The organism is Pseudoalteromonas sp. S1650 (genome assembly GCF_005887195.1).
GTDB lineage: Bacteria > Pseudomonadota > Gammaproteobacteria > Enterobacterales > Alteromonadaceae > Pseudoalteromonas > Pseudoalteromonas simplex.
The window spans coordinates 33706-50277 of the sequence record NZ_PNDF01000024.1 but is presented as its reverse complement, the minus strand read 5'-3'; the positions used below and the strand labels follow the sequence as shown (position 1 = coordinate 50277).

The following is a 16572-nucleotide window of genomic DNA, read 5'->3' as shown; positions in this document are numbered from 1 at the left end:
CCCATTATAGAGCGCAAAGCACGTATATCGGCAGGGGTAGGCTGTTCAAATTCGCCCGATTCCATCGAGTTAGCAAAAGTTCGGTTTTTAAAACCCTCAAGTGTTGTAGGCGCTGAACTAACGTTATACGGTTTATGTAATTCACTCATATTGTAGTCGGGGCCATTTGGCCCCGCTCCTTTTGTTAAATTAAACCACGCTGTGCAAAGCTGGTGTGACCTTCGGTACCGACCACAATGTGATCAAGTACTTTTACATCAATTAAGCGAAGTGCTGCGCTTAACTTTGTTGTAATGTGTTTGTCAGCTTCGCTTGGCTCAGCAATACCGCTTGGGTGGTTGTGTGTAAAGATAACTGCAGCGGCATTGTGTGCTAAAACCAGCTTGATCACTTCACGCGGGTAAACGCTTGCAGCATTGATTGTGCCTGAAAACAACTCAACAAATTCAATTAAACGGTTTTGCGAATCAAGTAATGCAACTGCAAACACTTCGTGTGCGTATGTCACTAACTTAGTTTCACATAGCTTAGCTGCAGTGAAAGGATCAGTTAAAGCTGCAGTTGTTTTTGCTTTTGCTTCAATGATTGCTGCAGCTTCAAAAATAACTGCTTGCTGTTCTTTATTGAAAAGTTGGTAAAACATGGATTATCTCCTGATTATGGTCATGGACTCATTCCCGACCTTCGAGATAATAATACCGCCCCTTTGGGGTGGTGTAAAGTGTTATTTTAAGTATTTTATAAATATTTATTGAATATCTATAAAGTATTTATTTGGGGTAATTCGGTGGGTTGTCTAAATAAGCGAATAGAGCTTGTTACCACACCCTCTATACAGTATTGATCATGCTCAGTTAGTTTAATTGGTGGGTTATCTGGATTTGCTGAGCAAAGTTGGTTGTTGATCATGTCTGCAATTTTACATACAAACAGGCCATTGTATGTAGCCACAATAACATCGTTATGTTTCACTGTTGCTTTGCGGTCAATCAGTAATAAATCGCCGTCAAATATGCCAACCCCTTCCATGCTTCTACCAGAAGCACGCCCCATAAAACTAGAAACAGGATCGAGTAGTAAATCATTTAGTGTTTTATCTAACTGTTTTACAGCTGGCCCAACCGCTGCATTGCTATCTGTCATAATGTTATGCCCATTATTCACAAGGTATTTTTAAACTTTTTTACTATTTTTATTATTTTTAAACCTTTTTAGCATGGCTGCAAGCTATATAAATAAAGGCTTTAAAACTAGTTACTATGGGAATCACCTTAAGTCATTATGGAAAATAGCCTAAGTAAGTATGGAAACTGGCTTAAGTCATTATGGAAAATAGCTTAAGTTACTATGGGAATCACCTTAAGTTAAATTGCTTTATTAACAGGGTTGTTATGCTACTATGGGGAAAAAATAAAACACCCATACAACACAATGCAAGCGCTAACAAAAACAAAAAAGCAAAACCTGATAACACAATCAAATGAAATTTCAGAAGCAGCTTATTATCTATCGCTAAAAGCTAAACGCGTGCTGTGGATGTGCTTTAGCCAGTTGAAAAACAATGAAGATGTAATCGAGTCTCGATTTACAGATGGTCAGTTTAATGTTTACGTGAATGATTACCAAACACTCTTTAACGTGAGCACGCCAACGGCCAGCGCTGATGTTAAGGCGGGTTTAAGTGAGATAAGCACAAGTAGTGTTAAGTTTTATCCAAAGGATGGGGAATACGAAGAACACGAATACCCGTGGCTAATCGAAAAAGCGGCCCGCCGTGGTCGAGGTTCTTACCGCGTTGACTTCAACCCGCGCTTGGTACCTTACATCATCGGTTTGACGCAGCAATTCACAAAGTTTTATCTGCATGAGTGCGGTACCATCAAAAATAGTCGGACAATTCGCTTATATGAAAACCTTTGCCAGTTTAGAAGTAGCGGCGTGTGGATTAGTAGCCCGCAATGGATAGCTGATCGTTACCAGCTGCCCGAATCACAGCGCGATAACTTTGCAGAGATGAAACGCAGCTTTATAGAACCCTCGTTAAAACGCATAAATAAAGAAACCCCATTAAACGTGGCATACACAACAAAATTAAAGGGCGGCAAAGTCGACCAGATCATGTTTACCATTGTTGATGGCGCCCAAACTTAAGCTAATTCCCATAACACGGCCAAATCACCTATTTAAAGTTAAGCTAATTCCCATAATTGGCGCCTTATTATGCCAGGTACTTACTAGCCGCAAGGTTAACTTAAGCTAATTTCCACAATCAGTGCGGCCATTGGCGCTTAATTTGCAGCGTTAAACCAATAGTTAAGCCAATTCCCACAACACGACCAAATCGCTATTTAAAGTTAAGCTAATTCCCATAATTACTGTGACCTGTCACGTTTAATAATATCGGACTTACATACACAACAGCGGTTTATTTAGCACAGCCGCAATAAGCGAGCACTCAATGCGCTTGCGCATGATAAGCCCAAACCCGCTAAACCTGTTTAAAAATGCAAATGGGCGCACTGTGCGAAGCTAGGCACAGATTTTGATGCCCCCTTTGATAGACCAATAATTGTTTGAGCCTAACGCCCCTCAGTGCTTATTTTGAGCGCTAGTCTGTCAGATGGGGGCTTGGGAGCCCCCGCAGCTTTGCTGCGAAGTGGGGCAACCTCATTAAATTATACCGCCATGGGCGATAGCCCATCGAAGCGGATTGCCTTATACACAGCTTGCTGTGCGTATAAGTTATATAGCTGTTTATTAGTTAGAAGATAATTTTGCACTTTAAACCACACAGATAGCACTTTAGAACAATTCAGCCTTGCACTTTATATGTATAAGTAAAGAAATAGGTCTAAAAATAGAGTGAAAACAGGTAGCGAATAAGAAAAGGGTGGGAGCTAAAAGGTTGGGGTAGGGCGATCATGGCCAAGATCGGCGCTATAATGCCCTATAAAGCACGACAAAAGCCACGCTTATGCGTGGTGGTTAATTAACTGGCGATGGTGTCAGGGGGTGAATAGCCCGCTTGGCTGCGCATTTTTGCAACCTCTTGGTTTACTAGCGCTTTAAATACTTCGATTGGGGTGTGGTTAAGGTCTTGGCCTAAACGCTTAATAACGACTTGCTGCGCTATGTCGCGTTGCTGTTGTGGGGTTTTAGTTAAGGTTCTGCGCTTAGCCTTGCTGATTTCGCGTTTATCTTTTAGGCGCTCAAAGGCTCGGCGGTAATGTGACAAGCGACACCATGTTTTTATCTCGCTTAACGACATATTGCCCAGCTGCGACACTGTTAAACCTAGTAAGCCGCCTTTCTTCTTATGGTAAGCCAAGCGATTCTGGCGGTTCTTTTCGACACGTTCGGGCGTTATACCTAGCGCTTTAAAAAACAGCTCCGTTACTTCGTAATATTTATCTAGCCATTGGCCCTGATCTTTGTCCCATACTTGCCAATCTTTACGGGCCACAATCCAACCAAGATCGATCATATCTTTAAACGCACGGCTTGCGCGGCTAATACTCGGTTTTGGGTTGTATGTGGGGTCGGCTTTAGCTTTTTCTTGCTCAGCTTGGCTAATCGTACTTAAGCCACACTGATTTGCAGCATTTGTTAAGCTAATTTGTACTTGGTGGGTAACTAGGTTTACATGCTCGCAAAATGCTTTTGCTAATGCTCGCATGGCTTTTTCGCGGTCAGGGTAGAATATTTTGTTACGTGAAAGGGCAGGGCGCATGTAAACGGCTTCATCGCTTTTAACGATGTTCACTTGGTCGCACTTAACAACCAGATCACGAATAAACGCTAACCGTGTGGTGTGCGTTTTTGGTACCTCGTAATTTGGATTCGGATTTTGTACGCGATTACAGTACAAAAGCCCGTTGTTTTTATTGTTTTGCGACATCTATATGCTCGTTTACTTGCTATATTTTGGCGGGCTACATACAATAAACACTTGTTTGCGTTCATGCTCGTACGTAAGCAACAAACCTGCGGGCGGCTACTCGCAGGTTTAACCTCTCCAATTCACACTCACCTTGTGAGATGTGATCAATATAACACATAACGTGTATTGCGCAATGCAAAGATCGAAACAAAGGATCAAACGCTTATTTTTTAGGCGGGTTTAAGGCCGCTTAATTACTGACTTTTCCCAGCGCCATGCTCGCTCACAGTGATCGGCCCCATCAAACGGTTTTGCTAACAAATCAATAAAAAGCATTTGGTATAAATAGCGCTTATCGTTTCGTAGCCTATAACTGCGGGCCGAAATAGACTCAAGGTGCGTACCGTGGCAAATACTGCAAATAAGCACATCTAAACTATACAGGCTGTTAAAGGCCCATTTACTGCCAAGTAATGCCCATAAGGCAAGCAGAGTAAAAGGCAAAATAAATATTAAACCACTCAGCAAGTAGCAAACCAAGGTTCTTAGCGTTTTAAGCATGGTAAACATGGGTTTCTCCAATAAAAAAGGGGCTATAAGCCCCTTGTTAGTCAATATTCCAAGCTGTTGCAAAGTGGTCGGTTGCTAAGCTGTGTGCCTCTATAATTTCGGCCTTTGTGCATTCAACCATTACACCCGTGGCCACATCAGCTGTTGACCAAGGGATAGTGTCGTCTTCACCAAGCTGCCAGTGCTTTATGAGTGCGTTGGCCATGCGTGTAATGCTTAGTTCGTCGGCATCAAACGTTTTACCTGTTGATATTTCAACCACCGCATTGTCAATTTGGCTTTGGCGCTGCAGTTTAAAAATGGTGACTTTGTACGGTTCGAGTACTTCATCAACTGTTTTTAATGCAGGGCGCTCAGGCTCTGTTGGTAGCGCTTTGGGTTCAACTTCAACCAATGTGCCATCTTCTGAGGCAACTGGTTCGGGTAAGTTTGCGTTGTACTGTTCGACTTCGTTTAACTCAACCAAATAGTCGTAGTACTTATAGGCCCATTCCCATTGCTCAGTTTTACTTTGTAGCTCTGCAAACATGGTCAGGTTTTCAACCTTACCCTTAGCAATAAGGTCAGGAATACTTTTAGCACCTATCGGACCTTGTAGCAAGATTGGCAAACCTTGCTCATTAGTTACGGGGTTTTGTTCGTCATCGATAACGATAAAATCAAGTATTGGTTCAAATTTATTTGTCATTTTTAAGCCATCCTAAAGGTTCTACGCAACGCGCTGTTCCAACTAAAACCGTGTTGCCGTTCTCGTCTAACATTGTGGTTTGATTATCTGCGATATGAATTTTGCCATCATCGCCCCAGTCACCTGCGGTTGCGTCATAAGTAAGCTCCGTGTAAGCATAATTGATAAAGGCTTGCTGGTTTACAACTACGTTGTAGTTAAGTGCTTTAAAAGCAGGACTGTCATTAGTTGGTGTACCCAGCAAGAGTGGAGAGTGGGAAGACAGGCGATAGTCTGTACCGTCTAAAGTACCCCAATCGCCTCTCACGGTTATGTTATTTAAAGGTTGGGAAGGGAGCAATTGCCCTGCTCCAGAACCAGCAGAGCTCGTGTTGATTTTACCTGTTAAACTGTAGCCTAAAATACCACCCCATGTTGGTTCGTAACAGGTGTACATAGAACTGATAACCCTGCCAACACCACTTACACCCCTGTAAATTTCATTATTGACTGATTTCTTAGTGTAATTTGCAAACGATGTATAGTTAATTATATAAATACCTTCACTTGCAAATGAACCACTCCATTCATTTTTAGCATCATCAAAAAGGGCCAATGAACTCCAGCTAGCATACTTAGTCCAAGTGCTACCGCTATCTAATGTCCTAACCAATGGAAGTTTCTCTGATAAAGGCCTTGTTAGCGGAAATTTCTTACTTGTACCGTCAGGGGTAACAGGGTTCCAACTGCCGATCCATCCATTCTTTAAGTCATCACAAAGAGAAATATTTGTAGGGTCTCCTACCACCTCAGTGTGAGCGTACTCTCCTGATACAGATATATTGGATAAAGAGTTATCACACGTTGTTTGTAAGATAAGTACATCACCGCTCTCTAAATTGTGGTAGTCATCATTGGTCGTACCGGTTGCAAATTGGGCTTTAACAGTTCTTAAGTACCAGCCGATGCCTGATGTAGAAGTATAACCAGCTAACCATACAAATAATTTTTCACCTGTAGTAGGGTTATATAGGTAAGTATTAGATGCCCCTATAGTTGTTGCACCACCTGAGCCTAATATCGAATCATTCCACCATGTTGGTTTTGTTTCTCCAAGAGAAATATATGTTGTTATTGAGTTAGGACCAACAACAATTGGCACGCAAAAAGGGAGTTTTTCTTTACCCCTATATTTCCCCATCTTAATTTTTAAATCTGCTTCTGCAAAATCCTCTGCTGTCAATCCCCAAGCAGAGTAACGCATATCACGACAGACGCCGCCAGCTCCTGATTCATATATTGCATCAAAATAACGGCCATCAGGCGCACCACTTTTACCACTTGCAATAGAACCTGAATTAGTTAGCAATTTTGCTGAGTCAAAACAATCGGCTTTTGATGTAAATGATTGAGCTGTGTTATGCCATTCTTTATCATCACTGGCTTTTTCTGTACCTAGATTATTGAAAGAGTCATGATATAACCCCGTGTTTCTGCGATTGACAGTGCCACAGACCAGAAAGTAGCACTCACCATTGATACCTGATTCATCATCTACTGATGTAGACGATTTCATTGCACCAAATATCCCATTTTTCTCCATTACCAAAGGATGGCTCCAATCTCCAGACTTTCTTGCCGTATATACAGTGGTTCCTTTTGTATCTCTGGAACCTTGCGGCCTTACCTGTGTTGCGACACCTGTCTGGTACATCAAATATTGCCCATCAAATGAAGAGTCAATTATTTGCCAATCCCCATTTCCTAGCCCTGCAAAACTTCGTCCCCGAACACAACATTGATAGAATTTACCCGTAGCATCATCAAAGTAAATGTTATTATCCGTGTCACTTGCTATTGCTACGCGCTGTGCTTCGGTAGTAGTTTGCCAATTAACACCTTTACCTCTACTGGTTGTATCACCTTCATACCAAGCAAAGTAAGTAATAGGCCGTTCATTATCACTAACAGTTGGCACACCGTTAATATTGCTTGCTTGAGATTGAATTAACCCGTTTTTATACACAAACGGGTCTGCATCATTAATTTCTCGTAAAAATGCCTCAAAGCCCCACATATCTATACGGTTAGTTACAACCTTATTAGTAGTTGTTTCTGATGCGAATGCAATCGCAGGGGTTGCGTGTTTTACTGATAAACCAGTGTCACTATCGTATGTACGTGTTCCATTCTCGGCTGAGGGAAGCTTTACTTGGGAACTGTGGTCAGTAGATGCACGTGAAATCGAATCAAGTTTAAAAAGAACACCTGACAAATTAAGCACAGGCAAAGCTGTTTTGGATGATCCTACTTTTCCCTCATAATCTCTTCCTAAAACAAGGCTATTAAGTCCTGTGCTTACATGATGCGCCCACATACCTTCTTCAATATTAATAATACTTGCTGACGCTGCCGCTGAACATCCTTTATGCACAAACCCACTTGCAGCAAACTTTTCATTATTCGCAGCGCGCATAGCTTCAAATTCAACTTTACGCATTGCCCAAGGGTGGGGGTGATATGCGTCCATCTGCGCTTGGTTATCGGCTTCAATCTGCTTGAGGGTTTTAACTGTTGTCGTTGTGCCGTCTTGATTACTAAACGTGACAGTGCCCATTTTAGTTTGCCAATCTTGCAGTGCTTTAAAATTATCGTTAACTAACACGTTTGCATTTGATAGCGCTTCAACTGCTTTTTTAAATTCGCCCGTTGTTGGAATAACGATACACTCTTGATTAGCTTGGTTGCTGTTAGGCCACTGTTTGACTAGCTCAAAATAGCCTTTTCCTTCGGCACCCAAGTACGCGCGGTTAATTTCAACAATAAACCCCGCAAGGACTAAGAAGTCACCGCTGCTTACGTTAGCGACACTCTCGCCACTGTTGATTTGAACCACTTTTGAGCCATTGGTCACGCTTGCTTGACTGGCTGTGAATGCTGCCATTGTTTAGTCCTCTAAATTATTCGCTCGCAGCGAGGGACAAAAACTGTCCTACGCCCGAATTTGATTGAAAGTTATTAACTGCGGCTCTTACGCGATACTTTTGATATCCCGAGCCAGGTGTGTGGTTATAAGTCCAAGATTTATTACTAAGTGACATAGCTACATAAGGTGAATTCGGTGTGCCAGGTTCCCCCTCAAAAAAGCCGTCTTCGCAACTGTATGTACCTGAGAATGAGCGTGACGAAATGACAACCCAACTGCTGCCATTCCACCTTTCTAAGTAAACCGTGCCGCTGACGGGCTGAAATTGCTGTGTTGATGGGCAATATACAGATGTTGGACCACCATCCCTTGGGCCATAATAAATACGTCGATGTGAGTAACTTATAGCGAAGTGAATGGTGTTGCCGTTTGACGTAAATTCAAGCTCTCTATTAGGGTTGCTAACTAGTTGAGAAGTACTTACGCTACTTTCTAATGAGCCCGCTATGAACGTTCCTTTTGTAAAGCTGTTTCCGTTTGTGTCCTTCCATTCTGTGGCGTTAGCGCGGGTACACATACTTAAATCTGGCAAGCCGTTCTTCATAAATTTCGGGCCGTACCAATACCATAAGTTTTCGGGTCCGAATCCACTTGCTAACTCTATTTTCATAAAGTTGTTACCAATTAAGTCAATGCGCGGTGATTCCATACGAGTTCCTGCTCGTATCGCTCGGGCATCAAGTGTGTCGTCAATTACAGCACTGCCATGGATATGCAAAGCATAATCGACCCACCAACGACCATTAAATCGCTTAGTTGTTTCAACTTCAGGATTGCTCGACTTATAAATTGTAACAACGTCGTTTAATACAGGTGTTTCGTCGGGTACAGCCGTATTGGCTGTGCTGTCATACCAGATTCCATTTGAGGTCGCTATGGTATAGCGACCCGCACCACGAGATCCCGCAGCACCATCTTGCGCCCTGATATCTTCTAGACTGTTTACCGTGTGGCCATCACCAAGCACTAAGCGACCACGGATAACTTGAACAGGGTTCGCAGGATCAGCATTATCAATGTATGACGTTGGCACGAACGCACCATCTACCACAACACCAAAGCGAAGCAGATCAGCACCAATATCGATATGGCCTGTTTCACCATCGTTATAACCGGCTATCGAAACAATGCGCCCGTTGTTGTCGAGTGTCCAACCGCCACGCGCAACCAATTGGCCATTTTCTTTGGTAAAAACTTGGCGTATTTGCTTAATGCTTGCTGTGCTTTCACCATCACTAATTTGTAAGTTTTCGATGTACTCAGCAAGTGGGCCAGCAAGCCATGTTCCACCATCAGTTACGCATTGCACCGCATCGCTTTCACTGGTGATTTGACCCTGGGCATTTACACAGTAACCAACCGCTGTACGTGTGTATTGTTGGGCGGTTGATACGGCTTCGTTTTTGGCGGCTTCGGTGTCTTCATTTATTTTTGCTGTCAACGTTTGCTGCAGGGTGCTAAAGGCCTGATCTTGACTTGCAAAGGTTTCGGCCACTTCATCAAACTGAGCAATCGTGTCAGCAACAAACGATTCGAACTCTTGATCGCGAAGCGTGTTCGCTTCGTCAATTGTTGCAATGGCCGTTGTAACATCACTAAAGCGGGCACTCACATTTTCAAACGTTGCTTGATAGCGTTGATCACGTATTACACTCGATTGATATTGGCTCGATACAGCTTGGTTTAAGCTCGTAATAATTGCTTTGCTGTCGTTAAAAAGCGCAGCCAGTTCAAGCTGCTGCTGTGCCAGGCTTTCAACTTCGTTTGTTTGAGCTTGCAGCTTTTCGTTTGCAAGTGCGGCTTTAACATCAAGTTCAGCTAATTCATTTTCGCTAATGAGTGCATCGTATGCTGCAATCACGGCGTTTAAATCGCTTGCTTGCTGCGCTTGGCTTAACCCTTGAATTTGCACAATACTGGTTGATAAAGACCCTTCGGCTGCATCAAGTCGCTGTTGCACATCGCTAAACTTGGCGTTTACGCTCCCTTCTTGGGCGTTGTATGCAGTGATCCGCTGGGCAATATATTCTTCGGCGCCATCGATGAACAACTGCGCATTATTGGCTTTTTGTAGTGTGTTGTTTCCTGCAAATTGCTCAAGTGTTGCGCTTACTTGATACGTTGAATTAAATGTATCAAGCTGCTGTTGCACATTGCTTTGCGTTTGAAACCCTTGCAGCGTGACCCATGCCGCACTGATTTCAACAGCGCGTTGCACGGCTGGGCCGTCAACCCATGTATGGCCCGCTGTTTCACATGCAATGGCATCGTCTTCATCAACACGATTACCCTCGGCATCGATGCAATACCCTGTTACTGCCCGGGTAAACTCGTTAGCCGTGGCAAGCATTGCCAAATCTTGCGATTGAAACTCTACACGCAGCTGCGAACCCATGGTTGCACGGGCTTGTTGCTCTGTCGTTAGTGCTTCGTTCGTGGTGATTATGTCGGCTTCGGCCCCCTCTAAGCGCGTACTTAACTGTTGTCGTGCTGTCGCTGCAGCACTTAGTTCGTCAGCATTGGCTTGGATAAGATCATAAGCAAAGCTTAAGCTCGTATTAATGCCATCGGGCTTATTAACGTACTGCGTGATCACATCTTCAATGGTGCCCTCTGCAGCATTGATCCACGAACGTGCTTCTTTGGCTGCAGTGATAACATCGTCATCGTTAATTTGCTGAATGGTCGCTGTTACGCCATACGATGCATCCCACGAATTAATGCTTTGCTGTACGTTGCTTTGTGTTTGGTACCCTTGCAGCGTGACCCACGCTGCACTGATTTCAACAGCGCGTTGCACGGCTGGGCCGTCAACCCATGTATGGCCCGCTGCTTCACATGCAATGGCATCGTCTTCATCAACACGATTGCCCTCAGCATCGATGCAATACCCTGTTACTGCACGGGTAAACTCATTAGCCGTGGCAAGCATTGCCAAATCTTGCGATTGAAACTCTACACGCAGCTGCGAACCCATGGTTGCACGGGCTTGCTGCTCATTGGTTAGCGCTTCGTTAAATGTGTTGATATCTGATTCAGCTTGGTCAAAGCGGGCACTTAACTGTTGCTGTGCATTCGCTGCTGCTGTGATTTCATCGGCATTGGCTTGGATAAGATCATAGGCAAAACTAATGCTTGTATTAATGCCATCGGGTTTATTGACGTACTGCGTGATCAGATCGGTGATAGTGCCGTCTGCGGCGTTAATCCATTGCTGCGCTTCTTTGGCTGCAGTGATCACACCTTCATCGTTAATTTTCTGAATAGTCGCTGTTACGCCGTACTCAGCATTTAACGTGTTGATATACTGCTCTACATTCGCTGCAGTTTGAAAACCCTGCTTGTTTACATACGTTGCCGTATATTCATTGATAAGCTCAACCAATGGGCCATCAATCCACTCATGGCCCGCAGCAATACACGCCATTGCATCGGCTTCATCAACCAGATTGCCGTCGGCATCAATACAATAACCAACTGTCGCGGCTAGTCGCTCGTTAGCTTGTGCAACAGAACGTTGACCTTCACGGGTGATTTCGGCGCGTAATTCACGCTCTGAGCTACTACGGGCTATACGCTCATTTGCAAACGCTTGGTTTAGGCTTGTTAAATACGCTTGGTTTTGAGCAAAGGCACCGGCTAACTCTAATTGTTGAGTCGCTAGCGACTCAACATCATTGGTCACAGCGGTTAACTTTTCTGTGGCCACTGACAAGCTATAACCTTGTGCTGCTAAGTCGTTATCTTGCTGCAGCTGGTTATAGGCATGGATAATATCAGCTAAGCCTTGCTCTTTTACATTGAGCTCAAGGCCGCTTATTTGGCTAACGCTTTGGCTGATTTCACCTTTAATTGCGTCTAAGCTTCGCTCTGCAGTGGCAATGCGATCATTGACGCCATTTTCAGTGTTTAAAATACTGTTTACTTGCTCGCGTATGGTCGCGTTAGCGCCGTCGATCCACGTTTGCGCAGCATTGGCTTTTAAGATGGTGTTGTTATCTGCAAACTCTTGCAGTACCGCACTAATGCCGTATTGGGTATTAAACGAGTCAATTAACGTTTGTACGTTGCTTTGCGTTTGAAAACCAAGCGCATTAACCCATGCCGTTGTTGCGTACTGCGCCATGATCCCAGTACGCGCATTGATATCATTTTCAAGGGTTGTTGTACGGGCTGTAATATCAGCTAAGGCTAAATCATTGGCGCCACGCTTGCCCACCTCGATAAAATCAATGTCACATGAGCCTAAATCAAACTCAAGGCTTGTGATTGTACCTGCGTAACCAGCTGTGCCGGTTGCATCTATGTTTAGCGTTTCCCACTCGTCGCTTGCGGGTTCTGGTAAGTGTAAAGCAGTGGTACCACCATTAAATTTAATATCACCGCGCCAGGTTGCACCCACATGTTTACGCACACGAATACGAAACATTGGATTTTCAGTTGCGTCATAGCTGATCGCAGGGGTGGCCACTTGGCTTGATGCGACAATATAACCTTGTGCATTGTGGCTATCTACACCCGTAAAGCCCTCTGCACTTGTGTTAAATTGCCAGCTATACGCAGGTTGTAATGCTGCGAGTGACCCTGCAATTTGTGATTCTACTTCTGCATATGTTGCGCGCTGAGTAATTTGCCCTGCTTGCAGTTTTAACGTTGCTTCTGCTTGCGTTATACGATTTTGCGATTGAGCAATTTGCTTAGCGTTTAATGTGATCTTGCTTTCTGCGCCCTCGATTTGCAGCTGAGCACTATTAAAGCTTTCGTCTGTGTATGCATAGGCACGGTTTACAATTGTGCCCGTGTCAGGATCAACATACGCGGCGGCATCAATTAAACGCTCATTGTCTAACGTTCTGCGCTCGTATTCGTTACGCCAGTTTGTATAAGCCGAAGTAACATTTAATACACTTAAACCTAAGTTTTGCTGCTCTAATCGCTGTTTTTCGATAGCAATTTGATTAATTTTAATAAGCGCGGGCAAGCTTGCCGAACTGCTGGCATCGAGTACTTGAGTAATGCGCTCTAAATCATTAATTTTGCTTGTTGATTGCGCCAGTTGGCTTTGTAAGTTATTTGGGTTTTCTGCATTAATTACATCAACAATATCGACTAGCTGATCAATCTTAAACGGTATGCTATTTGGGTTTTCTGCGTCGAGTACTTCGACTTTTTCTGTTAAGCCGGTGATCGCATCAATGTTCTTTGCAATCAAAGATGGTAAGTTGTTTTCGGTTTCTGGGCGTAAACGGTCAACCTGCTGATTAATATCGCTGATCAGGTTTTGCGCTTCTTGGCTTAGCTGGCTAATTTCTAGGTCTGCAATGTACTCAGCAAAGTCAGCCACAGTGGTAGATGCAGACACAGCAACCCAAGGGCTCACACCTGCCACGTTTTTTGTACGTACTTTAAAGTTATATTCGGTATCTGGCTGCAGCCCTGTAAACGTATAGTTATAACCCGAATGGGTGTTAACCTCGGTTCGTGGGTTGTCGTTGGTGCCTAAAAATTGCCACTCGAACGTTGTGCCTAACCCTGCACCCAGCACACGCGCACTTAGCACCAATGTGTTATAGGTTGCAGAGTCAATACTTACAATTGGTTCTCCAGGTGTAAGCACATCAAACGACAATGTGACAAATTTGCTGTGGTACCCCATATTCGAGCGAGCACGAATATCAATTTCAAAACTGCCCGCGTCTAAGTCGGTAATGATGTACTCTGGCTGTGGTGTAACTGTGCGCTTAATAAGCGTATTGTTACGGTAAATTTGCACATCAAAGTACGTATAAGCAGACACCCAACTAATTTTCACATGGCCATCATCAAGGGCCGTGGCCGTTAACTCTGTTGGTGCTGCAACTTGGCGCGGGTTTGGTAGGTTTGAATCGGGGATTGGTGGGCGAACAACACCACTTAACCAATTGTAAATGTACGGCTGGTGCTCTTTAAATGTGAGCTTATAATCGCCGTTATCTTGCAAGTTACTTTTTATTAAACGAAATGGCTTTTCATCCCATCCCAGCTTTTTAACGCTGATCGGTACGATATCACCCACGGTGTACTGCAATGCAATAGGGCTTGCGGTTACAGTAAAGTTTAGTGATTCGCGACTAAGCATCGCAATCACACGGGCCATTTGGCGGGCTTCGTAGTAATTAGTACAGCCAGATACTTTAAAGCGGTGTTCTAGCAATACGCCGTTATCTTCATTAAGCCACTGCTGCTCTAGTTCGCTGTCTGGCTCTGGGTAGATAGCATCTTGTTCAGAGTAAAGCGCTTCTTTATCGATGTATTCAACAATAACGCGGTTATAACGTTTGTTTTTGCCACCGCTGCTGTACTGGATCTTTGATTTAAACTCGCGTTCGCTCAGCCCTTCTGGTGTAACTGGCTCGTCTTGCTCAATGATTAAGTGCAGCTGACCATTGATGATAGGAATAATGCCGCGCATGGTTTTACCAAGCAGTTCGACGTTATCGAGAATACTTTGCGCGGTGTCTATCACTTGGTTACAAGTAAACAGCTTTTGTGTTTCGCTAGCACCTTGATATTGAGGCACTAAGGTGTTGCACACTGTCGCAGCATCTTTAAACGACTGCAGGTAAATTTCGCTGGCTGCTAATTCTTTGCCGTAAATTTTGGCGGTTAAGTAATCATGCAAAATATACGCTGGGTTTTCGCTGTATTCGACAACCCCTGTGTGTAGGTTTTTTACTTTTTTACCACGAATAATGGCCGTAAGATCAGGCACGCCAGTAAACGGCGCGTCGTCTGCAATGCTCCATTCAAGACGAATATACGAACAGGCTAAACCTTGCAGCTTATGATTTTTACTTGCAGCATCCCAACCGGCTTCTTTTAAATGCGATGCAGTATAATTACCCATACCATTTGGAAAATGGGTTGCATAAGCCCAGCGACCACCGTCTTTTGCGTCAAATTTGCTGTCGTTAATAGAGATTTTATTAAGCCAAAGGTCTTCGACGCCATCGATGCCACCCTCACACCAGACAACGATAATATGTAACAAGTCGTTTTTTACATCATCACCATCGTCTGGGTTCGTTGTGTTCATAAACACAATTGTGCCGCCAACTTCACGGGTGCCATATACAACAGGTATATGATTTTCTGAGCTGGCCTTAGTTACGTTAGTACCTTGGCCGCTGCGATCTGGCTCTGGGTTTAACCAGTTTAAAATTAGTTTAGTTGTGAAGTGTCTTAACTTTGAGAATAAGCTCATTTTTGTTCCTGCTGCTCAGTCGCACCACGATTACCGCGCCCCGCCGAAGAAATGGCTGGGCTTTTACCTTCGCGACCCCAAGGAATATCGCTAATAACGCTGCCCGAAAACTCCATGCCCATATCGTTTGGGTAAAAAAGCTGTTGGGATTTATGAGTGGCTTTGCGGCCTCTAGCCGCTTCGAAGTCAGCCCAGATAGAGGCCGATTTTAGGGTGATATTTGCTGTTTTTTCTGATTCTTCGCCGCCCTTTTCAGCAATAAGCCCTTTGTAAATAACTTGCGTAAAGGCAATTTTTCCATCGCTGTTTAGCCATGCTTTTTCGACTGTGACGGGGGTGTTTAGCCAATTTTCAGAAAAAAAAAGCGCCGAAATGGCGCTATCAATTGCTTTTAAGGTGATGGGTACCTCACCCACCTTGGGGCTACCCTGCTGCTCGGTTCGTATGCCCTCATCAGACCAATAGCCCTTTACGAATGTGGCACCGTTGTGTTTTAAGCTGGCACCGCTGTTTGTTGCTCTAAACGGGGTGGAAAAATGCACCGTAAGTAACAAAGCAGTGGTGTGTGGGCCTTTTAATAATTGTTTAAGTTCGGGGTTTAAACTAATCATTAATGTATTCCTCAAACTCTACTTTGATTGCCACCTCGCGATCGGTGTCTGCACGGTGCTGTATGTCTTGATCATCGCTTTTAAGTTCAAGACTAAAATGCACATTGCCGCCCGATTTCATGGGTGTACCCGCTGGCACAGCAACACGTAAATTAGGCGTAAAACTTACCGTGCCTTGGCCTACACCGTTGGTGTTAAGCACCGCTGTTACCATGTAAGCTTTGGTGTGATTATCAAACTGAATGTAATCACCCGCTTTCAATGCACCAAGAACATTGTTATTCATGGCATATAACGCGGTGGTTGTATCGCCTTGTTCAGCACTGGTACGAACGAGCGCATTTTCAGCACCGGCCCCCAACTGAGGGAGCGGATTTTTCATTGTGCATACACCAAAGCGGCCACCCATCGAGCAAATAAATGCATAAAGCGCCATGGCTCTTTCGTAATTAAGTTTTGGGGTGGTCATATCAAAGCCCCATCGATGACGATAAGCAATACGGTTTTTATTGCTAATACCGCCCAGCGTTGGGTCTGTTTGAGTGCTGTCTAAGCTGCGAATACGCAATTTTTGCGGCAATATAAATTGCTCTGGGAACGTTGCCATTGAACAGC

Annotated in this window: 10 protein-coding genes; 1 reads left to right on the top strand and 9 read right to left on the bottom strand. The window is 44.1% G+C overall.

Features of this window, described 5'->3' with window-relative positions; all coding sequences use genetic code 11:
• Positions 1-184: 184 nt before the first annotated feature.
• Complete coding sequence (gene radC / locus CWB80_RS09590; protein WP_058584061.1) at positions 185-643, bottom strand: RadC family protein; 459 nt, start codon at positions 641-643, stop codon at positions 185-187.
• A gap of 116 nt (positions 644-759) precedes the next feature.
• Complete coding sequence (locus CWB80_RS09585; RefSeq protein ID WP_138599531.1) at positions 760-1143, bottom strand: LexA family protein; 384 nt, start codon at positions 1141-1143, stop codon at positions 760-762.
• Positions 1144-1431: 288 nt separating this feature from the next.
• Between CWB80_RS09585 and CWB80_RS09580 the strand changes: the two genes are divergently transcribed.
• The gene (locus tag CWB80_RS09580; RefSeq protein ID WP_058584063.1) at positions 1432-2151 is read left to right on the top strand and encodes a RepB family plasmid replication initiator protein; all 720 of its coding nucleotides are present in this window, start codon (positions 1432-1434) and stop codon (positions 2149-2151) included.
• Positions 2152-2989: 838 nt separating this feature from the next.
• Here the strand turns inward: CWB80_RS09580 and repA are convergent.
• From repA to CWB80_RS09545, 7 genes are all read right to left on the bottom strand, one after another.
• Complete coding sequence (gene repA, locus CWB80_RS09575) at positions 2990-3898, bottom strand: plasmid replication initiator RepA (protein ID WP_058584064.1); 909 nt, start codon at positions 3896-3898, stop codon at positions 2990-2992.
• Between the two features lie 222 nt (positions 3899-4120).
• A complete protein-coding gene (locus CWB80_RS09570) occupies positions 4121-4450 on the bottom strand; it encodes a hypothetical protein (protein ID WP_138599530.1) in 330 nt (109 codons plus the stop codon).
• Between the two features lie 37 nt (positions 4451-4487).
• Positions 4488-5138 carry a DUF4376 domain-containing protein gene (locus tag CWB80_RS09565; protein WP_138599529.1) on the bottom strand — a complete coding sequence of 217 codons (651 nt, stop codon included), beginning with the start codon at positions 5136-5138 and terminating at the stop codon, positions 4488-4490.
• Positions 5128-8061, bottom strand: a complete 2934-nt coding sequence (locus CWB80_RS09560; protein WP_138599528.1) for a hypothetical protein — start codon at positions 8059-8061, stop codon at positions 5128-5130. Before CWB80_RS09560 ends, CWB80_RS09565 begins: the two co-directional genes overlap by 11 nt.
• A 16-nt stretch (positions 8062-8077) precedes the next feature.
• A complete protein-coding gene (locus CWB80_RS09555; RefSeq protein ID WP_138599527.1) occupies positions 8078-15346 on the bottom strand; it encodes a fibronectin type III domain-containing protein in 7269 nt (2422 codons plus the stop codon).
• Positions 15343-15957 carry a hypothetical protein gene (locus tag CWB80_RS09550; RefSeq protein ID WP_058584069.1) on the bottom strand — a complete coding sequence of 205 codons (615 nt, stop codon included), beginning with the start codon at positions 15955-15957 and terminating at the stop codon, positions 15343-15345. The genes CWB80_RS09555 and CWB80_RS09550 overlap by 4 nt, the downstream gene beginning before the upstream one ends.
• The gene (locus CWB80_RS09545; RefSeq protein ID WP_062564623.1) at positions 15950-16564 is read right to left on the bottom strand and encodes a hypothetical protein; all 615 of its coding nucleotides are present in this window, start codon (positions 16562-16564) and stop codon (positions 15950-15952) included. Before CWB80_RS09545 ends, CWB80_RS09550 begins: the two co-directional genes overlap by 8 nt.
• Between the last annotated feature and the right edge of the window lie 8 nt (positions 16565-16572).

Bases quoted from the DNA above. Each gene is read 5' to 3' on its own strand.
- CWB80_RS09550 (WP_058584069.1), bottom strand. From the start codon at position 15,957: ATGATTAGTTTAAACCCCGAACTTAAACAATTATTAAAAGGCCCACAC.
- CWB80_RS09570 (WP_138599530.1), bottom strand. From the start codon at position 4,450: ATGTTTACCATGCTTAAAACGCTAAGAACCTTGGTTTGCTACTTGCTG.
- CWB80_RS09545 (WP_062564623.1), bottom strand. From the start codon at position 16,564: ATGGCAACGTTCCCAGAGCAATTTATATTGCCGCAAAAATTGCGTATT.
- CWB80_RS09580 (WP_058584063.1), top strand. From the start codon at position 1,432: ATGCAAGCGCTAACAAAAACAAAAAAGCAAAACCTGATAACACAATCA.
- CWB80_RS09555 (WP_138599527.1), bottom strand. From the start codon at position 15,346: ATGAGCTTATTCTCAAAGTTAAGACACTTCACAACTAAACTAATTTTA.
- repA (WP_058584064.1), bottom strand. From the start codon at position 3,898: ATGTCGCAAAACAATAAAAACAACGGGCTTTTGTACTGTAATCGCGTA.
- radC (WP_058584061.1), bottom strand. From the start codon at position 643: ATGTTTTACCAACTTTTCAATAAAGAACAGCAAGCAGTTATTTTTGAA.
- CWB80_RS09560 (WP_138599528.1), bottom strand. From the start codon at position 8,061: ATGGCAGCATTCACAGCCAGTCAAGCAAGCGTGACCAATGGCTCAAAA.
- CWB80_RS09565 (WP_138599529.1), bottom strand. From the start codon at position 5,138: ATGACAAATAAATTTGAACCAATACTTGATTTTATCGTTATCGATGAC.
- CWB80_RS09585 (WP_138599531.1), bottom strand. From the start codon at position 1,143: ATGACAGATAGCAATGCAGCGGTTGGGCCAGCTGTAAAACAGTTAGAT.